Source organism: Acinetobacter sp. MYb191 (assembly GCF_037572605.1).
In the GTDB taxonomy this organism is placed as follows: Bacteria; Pseudomonadota; Gammaproteobacteria; order Pseudomonadales; family Moraxellaceae; genus Acinetobacter; species Acinetobacter johnsonii.
Window position 1 is genome coordinate 340,346 of the sequence record NZ_JBBGZP010000008.1, and the last position, 15,326, is coordinate 355,671.

At 36.1% G+C, this 15,326-nt stretch carries 15 protein-coding genes and 1 tRNA gene; 3 read left to right on the plus strand and 13 right to left on the minus strand.

Annotated elements, in window-relative coordinates; genetic code table 11:
* Window positions 1-28 precede the first annotated feature (28 nt).
* Window positions 29-1,291: a sensor domain-containing diguanylate cyclase gene (locus WH214_RS04835; RefSeq protein ID WP_339422897.1), complete on the plus strand. Its 1,263-nt coding sequence runs from the start codon at window positions 29-31 to the stop codon at window positions 1,289-1,291.
* 122 nt (window positions 1,292-1,413) lie between these two features.
* Here WH214_RS04835 and WH214_RS04840 read toward each other — a convergent pair whose 3' ends face one another.
* From WH214_RS04840 to WH214_RS04860, 5 genes are all read right to left on the minus strand, one after another.
* Entirely contained in the window at window positions 1,414-3,615 is a 2,202-nt protein-coding gene (locus WH214_RS04840; protein WP_339422898.1) for a TonB-dependent siderophore receptor, read from the minus strand.
* Window positions 3,616-4,045: 430 nt separating this feature from the next.
* Window positions 4,046-6,235, minus strand: a complete 2,190-nt coding sequence (locus WH214_RS04845; protein ID WP_339422899.1) for a TonB-dependent receptor — start codon at window positions 6,233-6,235, stop codon at window positions 4,046-4,048.
* 644 nt (window positions 6,236-6,879) lie between these two features.
* On the minus strand, window positions 6,880-7,077 hold the full coding sequence (locus tag WH214_RS04850) for a hypothetical protein (RefSeq protein ID WP_339422900.1): 198 nt from the start codon (window positions 7,075-7,077) through the stop codon (window positions 6,880-6,882).
* A gap of 55 nt (window positions 7,078-7,132) precedes the next feature.
* Window positions 7,133-7,360: a hypothetical protein gene (locus WH214_RS04855; protein ID WP_004980159.1), complete on the minus strand. Its 228-nt coding sequence runs from the start codon at window positions 7,358-7,360 to the stop codon at window positions 7,133-7,135.
* A gap of 106 nt (window positions 7,361-7,466) precedes the next feature.
* A complete protein-coding gene (locus WH214_RS04860; RefSeq protein WP_004693506.1) occupies window positions 7,467-7,676 on the minus strand; it encodes a cold-shock protein in 210 nt (69 codons plus the stop codon).
* Between the two features lie 433 nt (window positions 7,677-8,109).
* Between WH214_RS04860 and WH214_RS04865 the strand changes: the two genes are divergently transcribed.
* Window positions 8,110-8,691 (plus strand): hypothetical protein, encoded by a 582-nt coding sequence (locus WH214_RS04865; RefSeq protein ID WP_339422901.1) that lies wholly within the window; start codon window positions 8,110-8,112, stop codon window positions 8,689-8,691.
* 145 nt (window positions 8,692-8,836) lie between these two features.
* Here WH214_RS04865 and WH214_RS04870 read toward each other — a convergent pair whose 3' ends face one another.
* Entirely contained in the window at window positions 8,837-11,197 is a 2,361-nt protein-coding gene (locus WH214_RS04870) for a TonB-dependent receptor (RefSeq protein ID WP_339422902.1), read from the minus strand.
* A gap of 233 nt (window positions 11,198-11,430) precedes the next feature.
* Complete coding sequence (locus WH214_RS04875; protein ID WP_339422903.1) at window positions 11,431-12,432, minus strand: zinc-binding alcohol dehydrogenase family protein; 1,002 nt, start codon at window positions 12,430-12,432, stop codon at window positions 11,431-11,433.
* Window positions 12,433-12,531: 99 nt separating this feature from the next.
* On the opposite strand from WH214_RS04875, the gene WH214_RS04880 reads away from it, so the two are divergent.
* Complete coding sequence (locus tag WH214_RS04880) at window positions 12,532-12,903, plus strand: winged helix-turn-helix transcriptional regulator (protein WP_004693511.1); 372 nt, start codon at window positions 12,532-12,534, stop codon at window positions 12,901-12,903.
* A 189-nt stretch (window positions 12,904-13,092) separates the two neighbouring features.
* On the opposite strand, the gene WH214_RS04885 is transcribed toward WH214_RS04880, so the two are convergent.
* The 6 genes from WH214_RS04885 to WH214_RS04910 all read right to left on the minus strand — a co-directional run bounded on the left by WH214_RS04885 (window position 13,093) and on the right by WH214_RS04910 (window position 15,221).
* A tRNA-Met gene (locus WH214_RS04885) sits at window positions 13,093-13,169 on the minus strand.
* A gap of 97 nt (window positions 13,170-13,266) precedes the next feature.
* Window positions 13,267-13,554: a hypothetical protein gene (locus WH214_RS04890; protein WP_078426816.1), complete on the minus strand. Its 288-nt coding sequence runs from the start codon at window positions 13,552-13,554 to the stop codon at window positions 13,267-13,269.
* Window positions 13,555-13,631: 77 nt separating this feature from the next.
* On the minus strand, window positions 13,632-13,757 hold the full coding sequence (locus tag WH214_RS04895) for a hypothetical protein (protein WP_017397253.1): 126 nt from the start codon (window positions 13,755-13,757) through the stop codon (window positions 13,632-13,634).
* Window positions 13,758-13,859: 102 nt separating this feature from the next.
* Window positions 13,860-14,129 (minus strand): hypothetical protein, encoded by a 270-nt coding sequence (locus WH214_RS04900; RefSeq protein WP_087014309.1) that lies wholly within the window; start codon window positions 14,127-14,129, stop codon window positions 13,860-13,862.
* 255 nt (window positions 14,130-14,384) lie between these two features.
* Window positions 14,385-14,672 carry a head-tail connector protein gene (locus tag WH214_RS04905; protein WP_339422904.1) on the minus strand — a complete coding sequence of 96 codons (288 nt, stop codon included), beginning with the start codon at window positions 14,670-14,672 and terminating at the stop codon, window positions 14,385-14,387.
* Between the two features lie 339 nt (window positions 14,673-15,011).
* On the minus strand, window positions 15,012-15,221 hold the full coding sequence (locus WH214_RS04910; protein WP_004693516.1) for a cold-shock protein: 210 nt from the start codon (window positions 15,219-15,221) through the stop codon (window positions 15,012-15,014).
* Window positions 15,222-15,326 lie beyond the last annotated feature (105 nt).

Here is a 15,326-nt window from a genome sequence, read left to right on the forward strand (position 1 = left end):
ATAAAGAAACATAGTGATTCACTCCAATATGCCTCAATATTCTGAACACAAAAAATTAACAGCGACTGAATTCAATAGTTTAATGACTATGGCTATTCAACAATCATTTAATGCGATCGTCATTACAAATGCCTGCTTTGAGAATAATGGCCCACACATCCTTTTCTGCAATCCAGCATTTTGTGAAATGACAGGTTATAGCGAAGAAGAGTTAATTGGACAATCGCCTCGTATCTTGCAGGGGCCTGAGACAGATCTAACCGTGATTCAGGAGTTAAAAGATTGCATATCTAATGGACTATTTTTCCATAACAATACGATTAATTATCGCAAAGATAAAACACCGTACGCTGTAGAATGGAACATCTCCCCGATTAAAACTGAAACAGGTAAAATCACCCATTTTGTATCCGTTCAACGAGATATCACGGAAAAAAACGAAAGTCTTAAATATCAAGCGATGTTGGTTGCAGCGATAAATACAACACCTGATACGATAGTGATCACGGATGATCAAGCTAGAATTAAATTTATGAATCATGCCGCAGAGGAACTCTCGGGCTACACCCTAGCAGATTTAAAAGATGAACCTATCACAAAATTATATCCACATGATCAAAAGCTGATAGAACTACAAAGAATAAAAAATCAGGATATTGAAAATAAAGACCACGTATATGAAAAGCATTTCTTAGAGCTCGTTTCATCCCCTCTAAAAGACCGTAATGGCACAATTACACACAATGTGAGTATCGGTAGAAATATTAATCATCATATCGAGATCAAGAGTCAACTTGAAGAGTGGGCCAATTACGACAGTTTGACGAGCATTTTTAATCGTCGCTATGGTGAACATCTTCTAGATACCATTCAAAAAGACATGTGCAATGAAGATAACTCTTGCTGCGTGTTATTGGCTGATATCGATTACTTTAAAACCATTAATGATACTCATGGTCATGCATTAGGAGATAAGGTCTTACAACAAGTCATGCATGAGCTCTCCAAAAATTTGCGTAGCAAGGACACTCTTATTCGTTGGGGAGGAGACGAAATATTAATCGTATTACCAAGTATCAAACTAGATTCAGCTTTGAAAATGGCTGATCGGCTACGAACAGTCATTGAATCTTGTAAGTTTCCGATGATTGAAGAAGTAACTATGTCCTTTGGAGTAGTGACTTGGAAAAGGAAAGAGCTTAAAACAAGTGTTCTACGAAGAGCAGACGAGCAATTATATCTTGCTAAAGCAAATGGACGTAACTGTATATTTCCACACTCAGTACCTTAAGCTAAAATCCATTTAAAGCGATAAGTTACCCCAGTTAAAATTTTCTAAGCTCGATATTAGAAATCTAGATACTAAAAAGTCGCATTTTCTAACTTTCATTAAAAAATGCGACTTCATACATTTTAAAATTTATAATTTAACGCAACTACAGCAGACCTGCCGTCTCCCATATAGCCAGTTTTGTAGTTTGCAATGATGCGGGTGTAGTACTGCTCATCAAATAAATTATTAATATTTAGCGACACGCGGGTTTTCTCATTAAGATCATAAGCACCATACAAGCTTGCTACAACATAATCTTTTTGTTCCGCTTTTATTAGGTTAGGCTGAGCTCGTGTTCCCATATTGATATAATCATAGCTTGAACCATACCAATTTAAACTCCCGCCAACTCTCAATCCAGAAAGATCACCACTAAACTGGTAGTTTGTATTGAATTTAGCTGTCTGCTTTGGATTTGCGGTATTAATTTGTTCGCCTTTCGCATCCTCTGTGTCATTGTATGCATATCCAAATGTAAGCGTCCATGCATCCGTAAGTTGACCTAATGCTTCAACTTCAAAGCCTTTCGTTTTAGCACCTTTCACAGCTCTATAACGCGCTTCAATGCCATTTAACCCAGTCCCAGCGATTTGTTCAGCGACATTGTCTTTTTGAGCATAGAAAACTGCCGCATTGACGTCTAGCCGATCATCAAAGAAACTGTTTTTTAAACCTAGCTCTGTATTACTGCCCGTAACAGGATCCAAGAAATTATCATTAGCATCTAAACTCGACTGTGGTTTAAAGATTTCGGTATAACTTGCATAAATAGTGCTAGTTGGAAAAATGTTATACGTAGCAGCTAAATAAGGCACAAAAATACTAGATTGCTTTTGCTTTGAAGTCGTACTGATGAGTTGGCCTTGATTGAAGTTATGGGTTTTAGTCTCCCAGTCAGACATACGTCCACCGGTGAAAATCTTGAACTGGTCTGCGAGGTTCCATCGTGTATTAATAAAAGTTCCAAACATTTTGGTGTCTGTTGTTTTGTCTACACCCGTTCTTTCTGGTTTGAAATCAGGAGATGCATTTCCGTAGAAATATTCAATATCATTAATTGTATTTCCTGCTGAGTAAGTAGGGTAAGTGAGTCCATATTCATTAGCTTCTCTATCCCAACCATTAAAACCAAAGACCACTTGATGTTCTCGGTTAAATAAGTCGAATAGTCCATTAACTGTTAAATCATATGTATTTTGATTCAAATCCCCTTCAGATGCCCAATGTGAATAACTTAAACCCGTGCCATCTTTGTTTAAATTTCCATTGTATGCATATGATGTTTTAGCAAATGCATCCAGATCCTGTCGACTGAATGAAAGTTTAGCCTTCCATCTGTCATTAAAATTATGGTCTAAATACACATAACTATTTTGTAATTCACGTTGCCATCTCACCCAGTTCATCGAACCAAAGTTATCTTCTGATGAAAAGTTAGTTTGACTCCCATCGCTATAGAAAATTGGTACACCTCCACCAAGACCGTGAGGGTCATCATCTTGGTAATCAATACCCAAAGTAAGTTGAGTTTGATCAGTGAGTTTAGACGTTAATGATCCTGAAATCGTTGTTGTATTCTTTTCATAATAATGTTTCCCTGTTCCACCGTCTGATGTCGCAACAATTAAACGTGCGTTAAGTTTATCATCAGCTAACAGCCCGCCACTAATATCTCCAGTAAATCTTCGCCCATCGAAAGTATCGTAACTTGCTCCAAGCTGTGCATTAAGCTCTTGTATTGGTTTTTTATGGACCATATTAATTGATGCAGAAGGCTCACCTAACCCAGTGTTTAGGCCGTTTACCCCCTTTAAAACTTCAATGTGATCATAAATTGCCGTATCAAACACAGGCATAGCAATTACGGAACCACTAACACCTGAATAAGATGATGCAATACCATCGATTTGAATATTATCGACCGCAAACCCACGAACGTTGTAATTTGGGCGTTCGCTATCGTTATATCCAATACTTACACCAGCTACTTGTTGCATCACGTCTGCAACAGTCGCTAAGCCTTGATCCTGCATTCTTTGCTGTGTCACAACAGTCACTGTCTGAGGTGTTTCTTTCAATGCAATATTCATTTTGGTTGCTTGAGAAGACTTACTCTTTTTATATTTTTTACTGTTTTCCGTAGCATCCTCCTCGTCTTCAGCCTGTACCACAATAGGAGCTAAACTTGCTACTGGCTCAAATGCTGCTGCATAAAGAGATGAACTAAATAAAGGAGTTGAAAGAACGACAAGCCAAATTTTATTAGGTGGGAAATACTGCATACGACAAGCTACCATTTGCAAATGAGAATCATTGTATATTAATTATCATTTACATTTCTACACAAATAGAATATTTACTCAAAATGATTGAGTGTTTATGCGTATATTCTGTATTTATAGATTATGAGGACAGATCATACGTATCCTCTCAAGTCCCCTAAAAATGTGTAGATTCGAAGTTTACAATCAGGTCTTGTAAGTTGCCTTCTCGTCGCGTGTAATTCGACGAGAAGTTAGTTTGAGGTATTAATCATAAAAATAATTCAGATGAGTAAAATTACATGAAAGCCATTCTAGTTCCATGAGCTCTAGAATGGCCTTGCATAAAATAATGATGCTATATGTTAAATCTTAGGAATTTAACTAAAAATGTTATCCCGATTATTTTAGATAGAATTAAAAAGTTCTACATAACATGCTTCAGGCACCATTAGTAATTAATGGTATAACTTAGTGCAAAAGTACGACCTTCCGCTGGGATCGCTAACAATGAGTTGGCATTGGTCACTGCTGCTTGTTGGGCGAATACAGTTTTATATTGATTACCCCATAGATTATAAACACCAAAGTCCATACGGCCTTTCGCTACTGGAAAATGTGCTAATACATCCATAGTCGTATAACCTTTAATCTTTGCTGCACTGTTACTATCACTCAGTCCAGCTGCTTTTAACTCTAGGTCATCTTTATAGGCTTTGTCAGTTCCTTTGATTGCAAGCATTTGAGCACGCACACCATAGCCATCTTCATTATTCCATTCTGCAAACAATGTGCCTTTCATTGGTGAAACTGCAAAAGCATTTAACTCATGCCAATTATTGGCTCCATCCTTATACTGGCCTCTTGTGTAACCTAAAGTGCCACCCACCTTATAATTTTCCATAAATGGGTAACTTACTGTTGCCTCCGCACCATAAACTCGCTGATCTGTGTCGACAACATTTACAGATCGATCTGAGTTAAATTGAACGACTTTATCAGAGTTATTATAGAAACCTGTTAAGCCCAAATTTAAGCCTGTGTCTTGATTTAAGCGCCAGCCTAGTTCATAGCTATTCACAGTGATTGGAGCGATACCAGACGTGGTTAAAGTATATGCTGCAACATCACGCAATACACGTTGTACATCTGGATAGCTATAGCCTTGAGAAAAATTGGCATAGACTTGTTGAGTATCAGTGAGTTTATAGACAGTGCCTAGATTAAACAGAAATTTGTCTGAATCTGTAGAGTCTGCCGCCATTAATGTATATGGCTTACGTGCAGTTAAATAGCTGTCTGTGTCTGCCTGAACATATTGGTAACGTACACCGGCTTGAATATTAAGCTGATCAGTTACGGCATAGTCCCCTTGTATAAAGGTACCAATATTCTGAATTTCAGTATCTGGTCCTGAGCCTTGTTTTTCTCCAGTTGGGGTATAAACTAAACCATTATTGCTTGGCATGTAGTAGTCTGCCCACTGATGGTCTTTTTCCCAATCATAGTCTAAGCCATAAGTTAGTTTTAAATCACGGTCAGCAACTACAAGATCAGACTGTAAAGTTGAACGAATACCTGCGTAATCCACATTGGATTGACTTTGCTTTACACTAATACCGTCAGCTGAATAACCATAAGGTACGAAGCGTGACTTCTCATTTCGATAGTATGCCTCAACATTCAGAACTTGACCTAAAAAATCCTGATTTTGGTACTGCGTATTAAAAGCATAACGTTCAGTAAAAGGCTGATTATCTAAGCTCCAACCTTTGACCGCTTTGTAAGATGGATCTGTTTTTGTGAGTAAATAAGAATAATCAGGCCCATATTCTGTATCTTGTTCATCTTTATAGTACTGAGCACCAAAACTTAAACTTTGGTTGTCAGTTAAATTAAAGTTTAAACGACCATTCATATCAATAGTATCGGTATCCATGGTGCTGCCCTGCCAAGGACTTAATGAAATACGATCCCCATTACCATCAAATTGTGAGCCACGATTGGTATAGTCTAAGCCAAGAAAACCATCGACTTTATCATTTGCAAATGAAGCCGTTTGGCCCACTTGATAAGCTAGGCTGTCACCGCGAAAATTATCGGCCGATGTCACACCTAATTTTGTTTGAAAGCTTACAGGCTCAGACTTGTCAGCACGTTTGGTAATAATATTAATAATTCCGCCAGTCGCACCTGAACCATAGATACTGGTCGCACCTGAAACCACCTCAATATGATCAATCATATTTGGGCTAATACTATTTAACTGACGCGCTACATCACGTGAACCAGTTTGTGATACACCATCAATCATTACAAGTACATTACGTCCACGCATAGTTTGACCATAATTACTACTCGTTCCACTGCTTGGTGCTAAAGATGGAACCAGTTGCGCCAAAATATCTGCAACTTTACGACCTGGACCAGCCTGTTGCGTAATTTGATCAGCAGAAATGGTTTGGACAGTTCCTGCAATTTCGGAAATGCTTTTCGGTGTACGTGTTGCTGTCATCACGATAGTTGGAAGTTTAGCTTCAGTATTTTGTGTTGTAGAGTCATTTGTTGCTGTGTCTTCAGCATACAGTTGGGTACAAATAGCCGTAGTGAGCAAACAAAGACTAAAGTGAGACAAGCGCATTTTTATTCCTCTTCTGTAAAATATTTTCGAGAATGATAATTATTACTATCTTTATTGTAAACTTTTTATTATATTTTTAATGCAGTAAATTCTATCTTGATCTTGAATACGAAAAAGCAGCCTTCAGTTCAAACAGGTGTTGATTATGCAGATCGTCATACGCTAGTATTTCTATACTTACTTTCAATGAGCTCAAATATGATATAGGTCATATTGTCATACGGCAGAAACCAGCTATGGATTTGGTTTTTAAAAACTCATTTGCGGAAGACGCTTTTGGAACTCATTTAGGAGCGAATTGAGCTAGGAATATAACAAATAATAGGCAAAGGGCTACTTCGAAAACTAATTATTGAAAGAAATTTGGAGATTAAGAATTTCTCGTGGACAAGCTAATAATCATTAAACCTATAATATTTATATAATAAAATGAATTTTTCTTGACATTCACAGAAGATTTTTTGCTAAGAATACTTTTTAGCTATGTCATTAAACTACTTATTAACAAAAGTGTTCTGTGTGACATAGCTCTCTTCAAATTATTTAAAATAACTGTTTTATAATTCAAATAGATTTGAGGAGGAATGATTGGGGTGGTTAAGATATTGTAGTATTAGTCATCACGACCAAATAAAAAATAACGTTCAGATTAGCTTAAAAATTTTACCGCTATTTAGACGTTGGAAGAACATTTCAAAACCAGGACGAATATCTTCGCCATCAACAGTGATATATCTTAAATTTGAATATAACTTTGTGCTGCAAGAGTTTTTATCTACAGTCGCCTGAATAGAGTACTCAGTACCGAATTGATCTTTGACAGTAACATTTTTCTTTAACATTTTTTCTATACCTATAATATTAATTCATTTTAAAAAAATATAATCAAATATTTAGTTAGGCAACTTTATAGTTAAATTTAAATAATTGATTTAAAGCGGTATAGAATGTTCTACCATCTAAATTTAAGTCTACTTCGATTCCAGACTGAAGCAACACACGCTTACCCACTTCAATAGATTTCAATCCATCACGGGTATTTTGCATTTTATTTAGAGGAATTAACGAGACTATAATTTCAGTACCATTTGAAGATTTAGCAATTAATGTATTAAGTTTTTTCAATTTCCACCAGTTTTTTTCATATATTCCAACAAGGAATAAATATTTAATTAATAATTTTTGGTCATTAAAAAAGCACTATTCAGTGCTTTTTTATATTTAATGCTTCTTATAAAGCAACAATATTTACAGCATTTGGGCCTTTTTGACCTTGCTCTATGCTGAATGACACTTGTTGGCCTTCATGCAATGTTTTAAAACCTGAGCTAGCGATTTCGCGAAAGTGAGCAAAAACATCTGGACCAGATTCTTGTTGAATGAAACCAAAGCCTTTAGTTTCATTAAACCATTTAACTGTACCGGTAACTGTAGTAGACATAATATATCCTGCTGAATTTTAATAATTTTAGTCAAAAAAATGACTAGATGTAACTTTGAAAATAATAAAAGTGGAGCTTAAGATCTGAAACAACGGAGGATTATGACTAAAACTGCGATACTTAAAGAAGATTTACTAAACATTACTTTTTTCTAGTTAGGCCAAGTATACATGAAACAAATAAATATTCAAGTTATTTATAGCTATCATAAATTTTAATTATATTAGATGTTCCCTGTAATGAATTGAATCGTCCTTAAAAATAGAAGTAGTAGCATCTAAAAAAAGCCCTAGTCGTGTGCTGAGCCTTAGAATAGCTTGAACCAAAAAATTGAGGCTAGAGATGAAATTTCAAACGTTTCGCATAAGGTGTACTATGGGTTCATTCTGGATAAATAAAATAGCCTTTAAATAAAGTTTTTTAGGATCAATAATGAATAATAAAGTTAGATTAATCTTTTGCATCGCACTACTCTCAAACTTGGTAGCATGTGTTGGCAATATGAACCCTACAGGCGGCAATGGTAGGCCTGATTATCCCTATTACATCACGACACAACCAATGATCGTGAAAAAGATCAATGTACCTATAGGCACAAAACTAGAATATGAAGAACAACATTTTAAATCAGGCCAACAAGATTCATTACTGAACGAAAAAAAACTCATCAGGATTTCCTTCCCAGAAGATCAATCAATGAATTGGGCTGGTGTACCCATTGGTTTTATTCACAAATATTTTAACTCAGAAATGAAAGGCTTCAGCGTTTATGCACGTTTCAACCAACTCCCAAGCAATAAGCAGACACGATTTTCTCAACTTTGGCAGAAATGTAGTGATGACTTAGGCATTCGTGTTAAAAATACGGATGATTGGACATTCAATCTAAATAATATCGCTGATGTAGATAGTTGTAGTGTGAATTATCAACGATACTTTAAAGATAACGTCCAGCAGCAATATTATCTTGATCAGCTTTACCAAGAAATGCAAAAAGCAGGAACAGTGAAATAACTCTTGGGTATTCAAATAATCACAACTATACGAAATCCTCCGTACCTCAGATTTTTAATGCTCACAAGGCACTACTTTTATTTAATTTGAATAAAGATAAAGCGCCCCACGGCGCTCTATCTAGACTTATAGTGAGGATAATATATTAAATATGCATCGTTATGCCTAATTGGAAAGCTCGGCCTGGCAAGGGTGCAATATATTTTAATGGAGAGTTTTGCGGCCGTGCATCTTCATCCAGCAAATTAGAACCATTGATAAAAAGATCAAAACTGGCGTTTTTCAATGTCATTTTTTTACGAATATCTAAATCGAGCAAATTGTATGCAGGCAATGGTACTTCCTCACCCACATTTTTACCTAGGTAACGAGGTTTGTCATAATAAATACTAGACAGCCGCGCTGACCAATTCTCTAATGTCCACTCAATATTTGCACCATAGCGGTTGGTTGGCATATTGGGCAAATAGATTCCATCATTGGCTAAACGTAAACGATCAGGATCTGTCGCTTTATTCTTGACCAAATCTGCAAAGCCACCTACTTTTAAATCCCCAAAGTTGTCGAGGGAAAACATATGGTTCATATCCAACTCAAAACCATTCACTTTTGTATCTGTTTGCTTCCAATACTTCAGTGGTAAACGGTTCCGCATAGAGGCACCTGAGTGGGACAAATACAAATAGTCCTCAAAATCCATTTGGTACAATGAAACTGCAATATTGGTCGAATCCCAATTCAGAGTAGTTGTAAACTCTAAACCCTGCATGACTTCTTTGTTGAGTTGTTGATTTCCTTCTTCTTGGGTCATGACTGAGTAGTGAGGGTTGCTGGCATAGAGTTCATTGATTTCGGGTGCTCGTTCCGACTCACTGTACTGAAGTCTGAAACCCAAATAGTCTGTAACTCTAAACTCCGATCCTATATAAAAACTATTCAGATCAAAGGACTGATCTTCAAGCGTACTATTTGAAGCATTACGCGCCAACTTAAAGCTCTGATCCTGAATCTCATGTTTCACTTTCTCGACACGATAACCAGCATCAAAAGAAATTTTATTGAAATCTAGTTTTTCCTGAATGAATATTGCATGAGAAACTGTATTCACATTCGGTAAATAACGTTCTGAACCTGAGCCCTTAACCTGTCTGGCATTTATAGACGTTCCTATTTCTCCAATCAGGTTTTTATAAGGCATGTGTTCAAACAGCAATTCAGCTGTATCAGTATCAAATTTATACTCATTGGCTTTTCTTGCACCAATGTACTCTCCAGATGTGTTTGACAGTTTAGATGCTTTTAGCTGCACACTCTTCAGCAGGCTTGATGGCTCTCTAAACAGTGAGTCTACGGCAAAACGATTCTGTTCGATTTTTACACCCACTGGCAAGCCATCACTATAAAAGCTCTGAAAAGATTTGTTTTCCATAGAAAAACCTGGAACACCATATTCACTACTTTTATAGTCAGCACTCACGCCAATATAGCCATTGTTTAAGAAATAGGTTGTCCCTATCGCCATGTTTTCATTTCTGGCATAGCTGTTACCCAGTTTCTTTTTATAATTCGGCGTTACATCATTGTTAATTTTATTCTGTACATACTTAGCCGTGTCCGGCACATAATCAGGGTTCGGATCATTAATAAACTCTTTCAATGAACCATTTACATACCGTTTTGAGATTGCCTCATCTGTGTATTTAGCAGACTCTAAACCATCATAATAATCATAGAAATTTTCTGGGTTCTTCTCGATATCTTCTAAAACGTGCTTATTTAAATACTGATTATGCGCTTTATTAAACACATTTGAGATTCTAGAGTCCTTTTGACATGCATCGGCCAAAGCAGAATTTATGCCGCCACTACTCGGAAAAACAGCTGTATCACATACTGCAGCTTTGCTTGATCCAGGTATGTTATATGAAGAAATACTTTGGGTTGAGAACTGAATATTTGTGCTTAAGTTTTTTTGATTGTTTACATTTAAACGAATACCGTGGGCATTAAAATCATTAAAACCTTTCTTATAAGCGATATCTAAACTTCGACTTTTATCCTCCAACTTTTTTGAAATCAGTCCAGTATCAATATCCACACTCCCCCCAATGGCGTTCCCCCCATATCTAACTGAGTTTGTGCCTTTATGAACGGTGACGCTTTCCGTAAAGAGTGGATCAAATGGAATATTAATATCGCCACTTATCGCATTCATTCCATTAATGGTTTGCCCATTCTCAAGGATACTCACTCTATTACCCGATAAACTGCGTATCACGGGTGCACCAGCATTTGGACCAAAAGATGTACTTTGCACTCCTGAAACATGTTTAAGTGCATCTCCAAGTGTATTTGATGTTTCGATTCTCTCTTTCTCTATAATGACTGAAGTAACTTCTATCTTTTCCGCTTGAAAAATAAGCGGATCTAAAGCTGTAACTTTTTGTTCTGCATGTGTCTGTTGAATAACCATCAAAATGAGAGTCATTAAAGTTGTCTGTTTCATTCTTCACCCCATTAAAAAAGAAATGTTATAACATAACACTAAGTGGATTGAAAAAATTATTCTAAAGGCTCTTTGTTATATGTGTAAGAACGAAACTGATTTCAAAAAGAGGAAAGCCACCCTAGTGCGCTGAACCCTAGAATGGCCTTGCTCAGAATATTGATCCTAATTGTATAATTTCAAGTGTTTAACTTAAGAATCAACCCGCTTATTTAAGCTGAGCTTAAAACGAATTAAAAGCCTTCCAAAACGATTTTTCCTTTCGCCCGACCAGATTCAATCAGCTCATGAGCTAGTTTTAAATTTTGTGCATTAATTTTGCCTAAAGTCTGATTCAGCGTGGTTTTAATTTTATGGTTATCTACCAGTTCTGCAACCTGATGTAATAGCTGAGATTGTTGTTCAATATCTGTAGTATTGAACATTGAACGTGTAAACATGAACTCCCAATGTACAGAAACCGACTTAGACTTAAACTCACCGATATCTAGTGATTTCGGATCATCAATTAAGCCAAACTTACCTTGTGGAGCAATAAGCTTAGAAATTTGAGGAAGATACGTTTCTGTTTGATTGGTTGAAAAAATATATCGAGGTGCGTCTAAACCCAATGCTTTGATTTGCATGTTTAAATCTTCGGTATGATCGATGACGTAGTCAGCCCCTAAAGACTTAACCCATGCTTTAGTCTCTTCCCTAGATGCTGTAGCAATAACTTTTAAATTTGTCTTCGCTTTGAGTAATTGAATCGCAATAGATCCTACACCTCCAGCGCCTCCAATCACTAAAATATTATCAGATTGATCTAAATCAACATTGAAACGATCAAATAACATTTCCCACGCTGTAATAGCGGTTAATGGCAGCGCAGCAGCTTCAGCATCACTCAGACTTTGTGGTTTTAAACTAACAATACGCTCATCGACTGCCTGATATTCAGCATTACTCCCATCCCGAGTTAAATCACCTGCATACCAGACCTGATCTCCGACTTTAAAATGTTGCACGCCAGAACTGACCTCAACGACCTCACCTACTGCATCCCATCCTAAGATACGCATGTTGCCTGCTACGACAGGGTTTCGTCTAACCTTAGTATCGACAGGGTTAACCGAAATCGATTTGACTTTAACCAACAAATCCCGATCTTTTAAGCTCGGCATCGCTTTTTCAATATCTTCCAGTGGATTTTGAAATCCATGATCCATACCGTCAATATAAGAAATAGCCTTCATTCACTTGTCCTCTTGTTTTGTTATTTGAGTTTACTTAATATTCTTTTTTAAGTTATACAGACAAATTCGTCTTATAGTTACCAAAAGGATACTATTGAAATGGGTAAGCTAAAACATTCGCGTTTTGATTGCACACCAGGATGCTCTGTTGAAGCTGCCATAGGATTACTTGATGGTAAATGGAAGAGTATTATCTTATGGCATTTATTAGAAGATGATGTTTTAAGGTTTAATGAACTGAGGAAGAAAATTCCAAATGTCACTCAAAAAATGCTCACTAGACAATTACGTGAACTTGAAGAGGATCAACTGATTCTACGAAAGGTTTATGCCGTTGTTCCTCCTAAAGTAGAATATCGATTATCAACACTAGGTACTTCTTTAGCACCTATTTTGGTTGCATTAAAACAATGGGGGGATAAAAATATTGGTTTATTTGGAAAACCCATTATGCCTTTAGAATCAGAATAAGACTTAAACCTGTTTTACGTCACTTACAACTCTGATGTTTTCTAGAAATACTGTGCTTTCACTGCTTACACACCATTCCAGTAACTTGTATAAAAGCACGTTCTTAGAAACCGCTATGTATAAAATTAACCAGCCATAAAAAAAGCCTAATCTGTGAAGACTAGGCTATAAACTTTGAATCTTTTTCGTTGGTAGCGGGAGCTGGATTTGAACCAACGACCTTCGGGTTATGAGCCCGACGAGCTACCAGACTGCTCCATCCCGCATCAACGAGTTAGCTTTATACGCCCTTAACATCTGCAAAGCAAACTTTATTTGTAATATAAGCAGTTATTACATAAGCAGCATACAAAATACTAGTGTTTAACCAATGCTTGCTTCAGTGATAAAAGCAGGATGTGAGGCTCTATAGACGCTTAATCTTGTTTTTTCACTGTCTAAAAATGACTTAGGCTCTTCAGACCATATTGATTTCCTAGAATCAAGACCCGAATGACTTAAAGCCCAATCAGAAACAGTACTATAAACAAAAGTATTATCAGCGAAAACTAATTTTGTCTTCCTTCCTACACTACTTATAAGAACTTTATGTGTAGGTAATGATCCAAATGTACTAATTTGGGTGTAAATGTATTTATAGGTTTCAGACATAGAAAAAAGTACTTAAATGACAGCGCTACTATACCATTTTAACTCTTGAAAAAGCCCACCATTTGGCGAGCTTTTTCTTACTGATCTTTATCCATGGAATGTGGCGTTGTAGTTTTATCCTGCTCTTTCGTATCTGTATCTCTTTTTTGGCATGCCGTTAATCCCAGCATTAAAACTAAACTTACTATTGCAAATATTTTCATCATTTTTGCCTAGCACAATTTAAAAAGATAACTTATCAAAATCTAAAGATTTCAATGTTTAATTTATGAAACAACATGATTCTCTTCTTACAAATGAGTTGCTTAGCGATTTAGAGCTTTATGTGCCCAATGAATGAATTTTTCCTTTTCATGGAAATGTGGAATATTTAATAAATGAATATGAGTAACCTCACCGAAATTACCTGAGATTTTATTCGGTGCCAAAACAACAAAATCCCTCTTATCCCCTACATGTAACTCCCTAAAGAATTCCATAACTTTAAAATGAAGATTCAGAGCAGTGAATCCTTCTCTTTCAATTAGAAAGTCATAGATTTGGCTGAGTACATGTAATTCAAATTTTTTGTTCATGATATTTTATTCTCATAATTATTTTAACAATCGGTATAATTTAACCTAATTTTATTTTTTGTTAAAGCAGATAAAAAACCCAGCCTCTGGAGAATCAATAGAGCTGGGTTAATGAAACATCATTGTCAAATTTTATTTTATTCTTGAAATTGATTCTAACGCACAAACCCAATAAATGCAAATAATTCTCAATTACAATGCAGTGATTTCAAATATACCATGCCTAAAGATACATACAATTCTCTACATCACCTATCAAACAGTGGGCTTACGATATAGATTAAGCAAAGAGAGTACGGGTATTGGGAGGTAGTTACCATTCACAGATACCTCTCCCCCATCTTTTCTGTGCTGTTCCCAGTATTCGATTAATAATAAAGCAGCTTGTTTAATGGCAGATGGATATTCCGATCCAAAACTATCTGTAATGTAATTTTTAATTATAGCGTCAGCAGCAACAATAAAGCTTTTTAATGAAACATCATTGCTATCATCGGCATAGTGTAAGTGGCGCTTCACTTCTTGTAATTCAACAATACTCATAGATCACTCCATTTTTCCGAGTCAGCTTTTACACTTTCATCACTAAACTCGTTCCTAGAGTCTTTTACGGTGTCATAGCAAATATCACAATTTCACCTCATTCCTATTCTCATATTGATTACTTAGCATTGAAATCCCTTTATCTAGGGATTTTTCTACTATTCTTAATAAGTCCTTCAAAAGATTTCTTATAGATCAATTAACATTTGTTCATATGTTTTTAAATAAGCCATTCACCCCTAAAGATAGTGAGCGCACAACGCCTTAACAACCGAATAGTAAATAAGCTGCCATTAAAAAACCCGCTAACTGAAGCGGGTTTTTTAATTCACAATATTCTTAGATTACTGTGATAGAGCTTGCTTGAGGGCCTTTTTTGCCAGCTACAATCGTAAACTGAACACGTTGACCTTCATTCAACACTTTGAAACCGTTTGATTGGATTTCGCTAAAGTGTGCAAAAACGTCTTCTCCAGTATCGCTAGAAATAAAACCAAAGCCTTTAGTTTCATTAAACCACTTAACGGTACCAGTTGTAATGTTTGACATAAATATTCTCTTAAATTTTGAAAAATATAAGAATTAATCTTTTAAATCATATACATCGGATAAACCGCAGAGTTGAATCAATTGCGAAATAACTTTAGTAAATAC

Coding starts and splice junctions, on each gene's coding strand:
- WH214_RS04835 (WP_339422897.1), top strand. CDS start 29: ATGCCTCAATATTCTGAACACAAAAAATTAACAGCGACTGAATTCAAT.
- WH214_RS04840 (WP_339422898.1), bottom strand. CDS start 3,615: ATGCAGTATTTCCCACCTAATAAAATTTGGCTTGTCGTTCTTTCAACT.
- WH214_RS04845 (WP_339422899.1), bottom strand. CDS start 6,235: ATGCGCTTGTCTCACTTTAGTCTTTGTTTGCTCACTACGGCTATTTGT.
- WH214_RS04850 (WP_339422900.1), bottom strand. CDS start 7,077: ATGTTAAAGAAAAATGTTACTGTCAAAGATCAATTCGGTACTGAGTAC.
- WH214_RS04860 (WP_004693506.1), bottom strand. CDS start 7,676: ATGTCTACTACAGTTACCGGTACAGTTAAATGGTTTAATGAAACTAAA.
- WH214_RS04865 (WP_339422901.1), top strand. CDS start 8,110: ATGAATAATAAAGTTAGATTAATCTTTTGCATCGCACTACTCTCAAAC.
- WH214_RS04870 (WP_339422902.1), bottom strand. CDS start 11,197: ATGAAACAGACAACTTTAATGACTCTCATTTTGATGGTTATTCAACAG.
- WH214_RS04875 (WP_339422903.1), bottom strand. CDS start 12,432: ATGAAGGCTATTTCTTATATTGACGGTATGGATCATGGATTTCAAAAT.
- WH214_RS04880 (WP_004693511.1), top strand. CDS start 12,532: ATGGGTAAGCTAAAACATTCGCGTTTTGATTGCACACCAGGATGCTCT.
- WH214_RS04890 (WP_078426816.1), bottom strand. CDS start 13,554: ATGTCTGAAACCTATAAATACATTTACACCCAAATTAGTACATTTGGA.
- WH214_RS04895 (WP_017397253.1), bottom strand. CDS start 13,757: ATGAAAATATTTGCAATAGTAAGTTTAGTTTTAATGCTGGGATTAACG.
- WH214_RS04900 (WP_087014309.1), bottom strand. CDS start 14,129: ATGAACAAAAAATTTGAATTACATGTACTCAGCCAAATCTATGACTTT.
- WH214_RS04905 (WP_339422904.1), bottom strand. CDS start 14,672: ATGAGTATTGTTGAATTACAAGAAGTGAAGCGCCACTTACACTATGCC.
- WH214_RS04910 (WP_004693516.1), bottom strand. CDS start 15,221: ATGTCAAACATTACAACTGGTACCGTTAAGTGGTTTAATGAAACTAAA.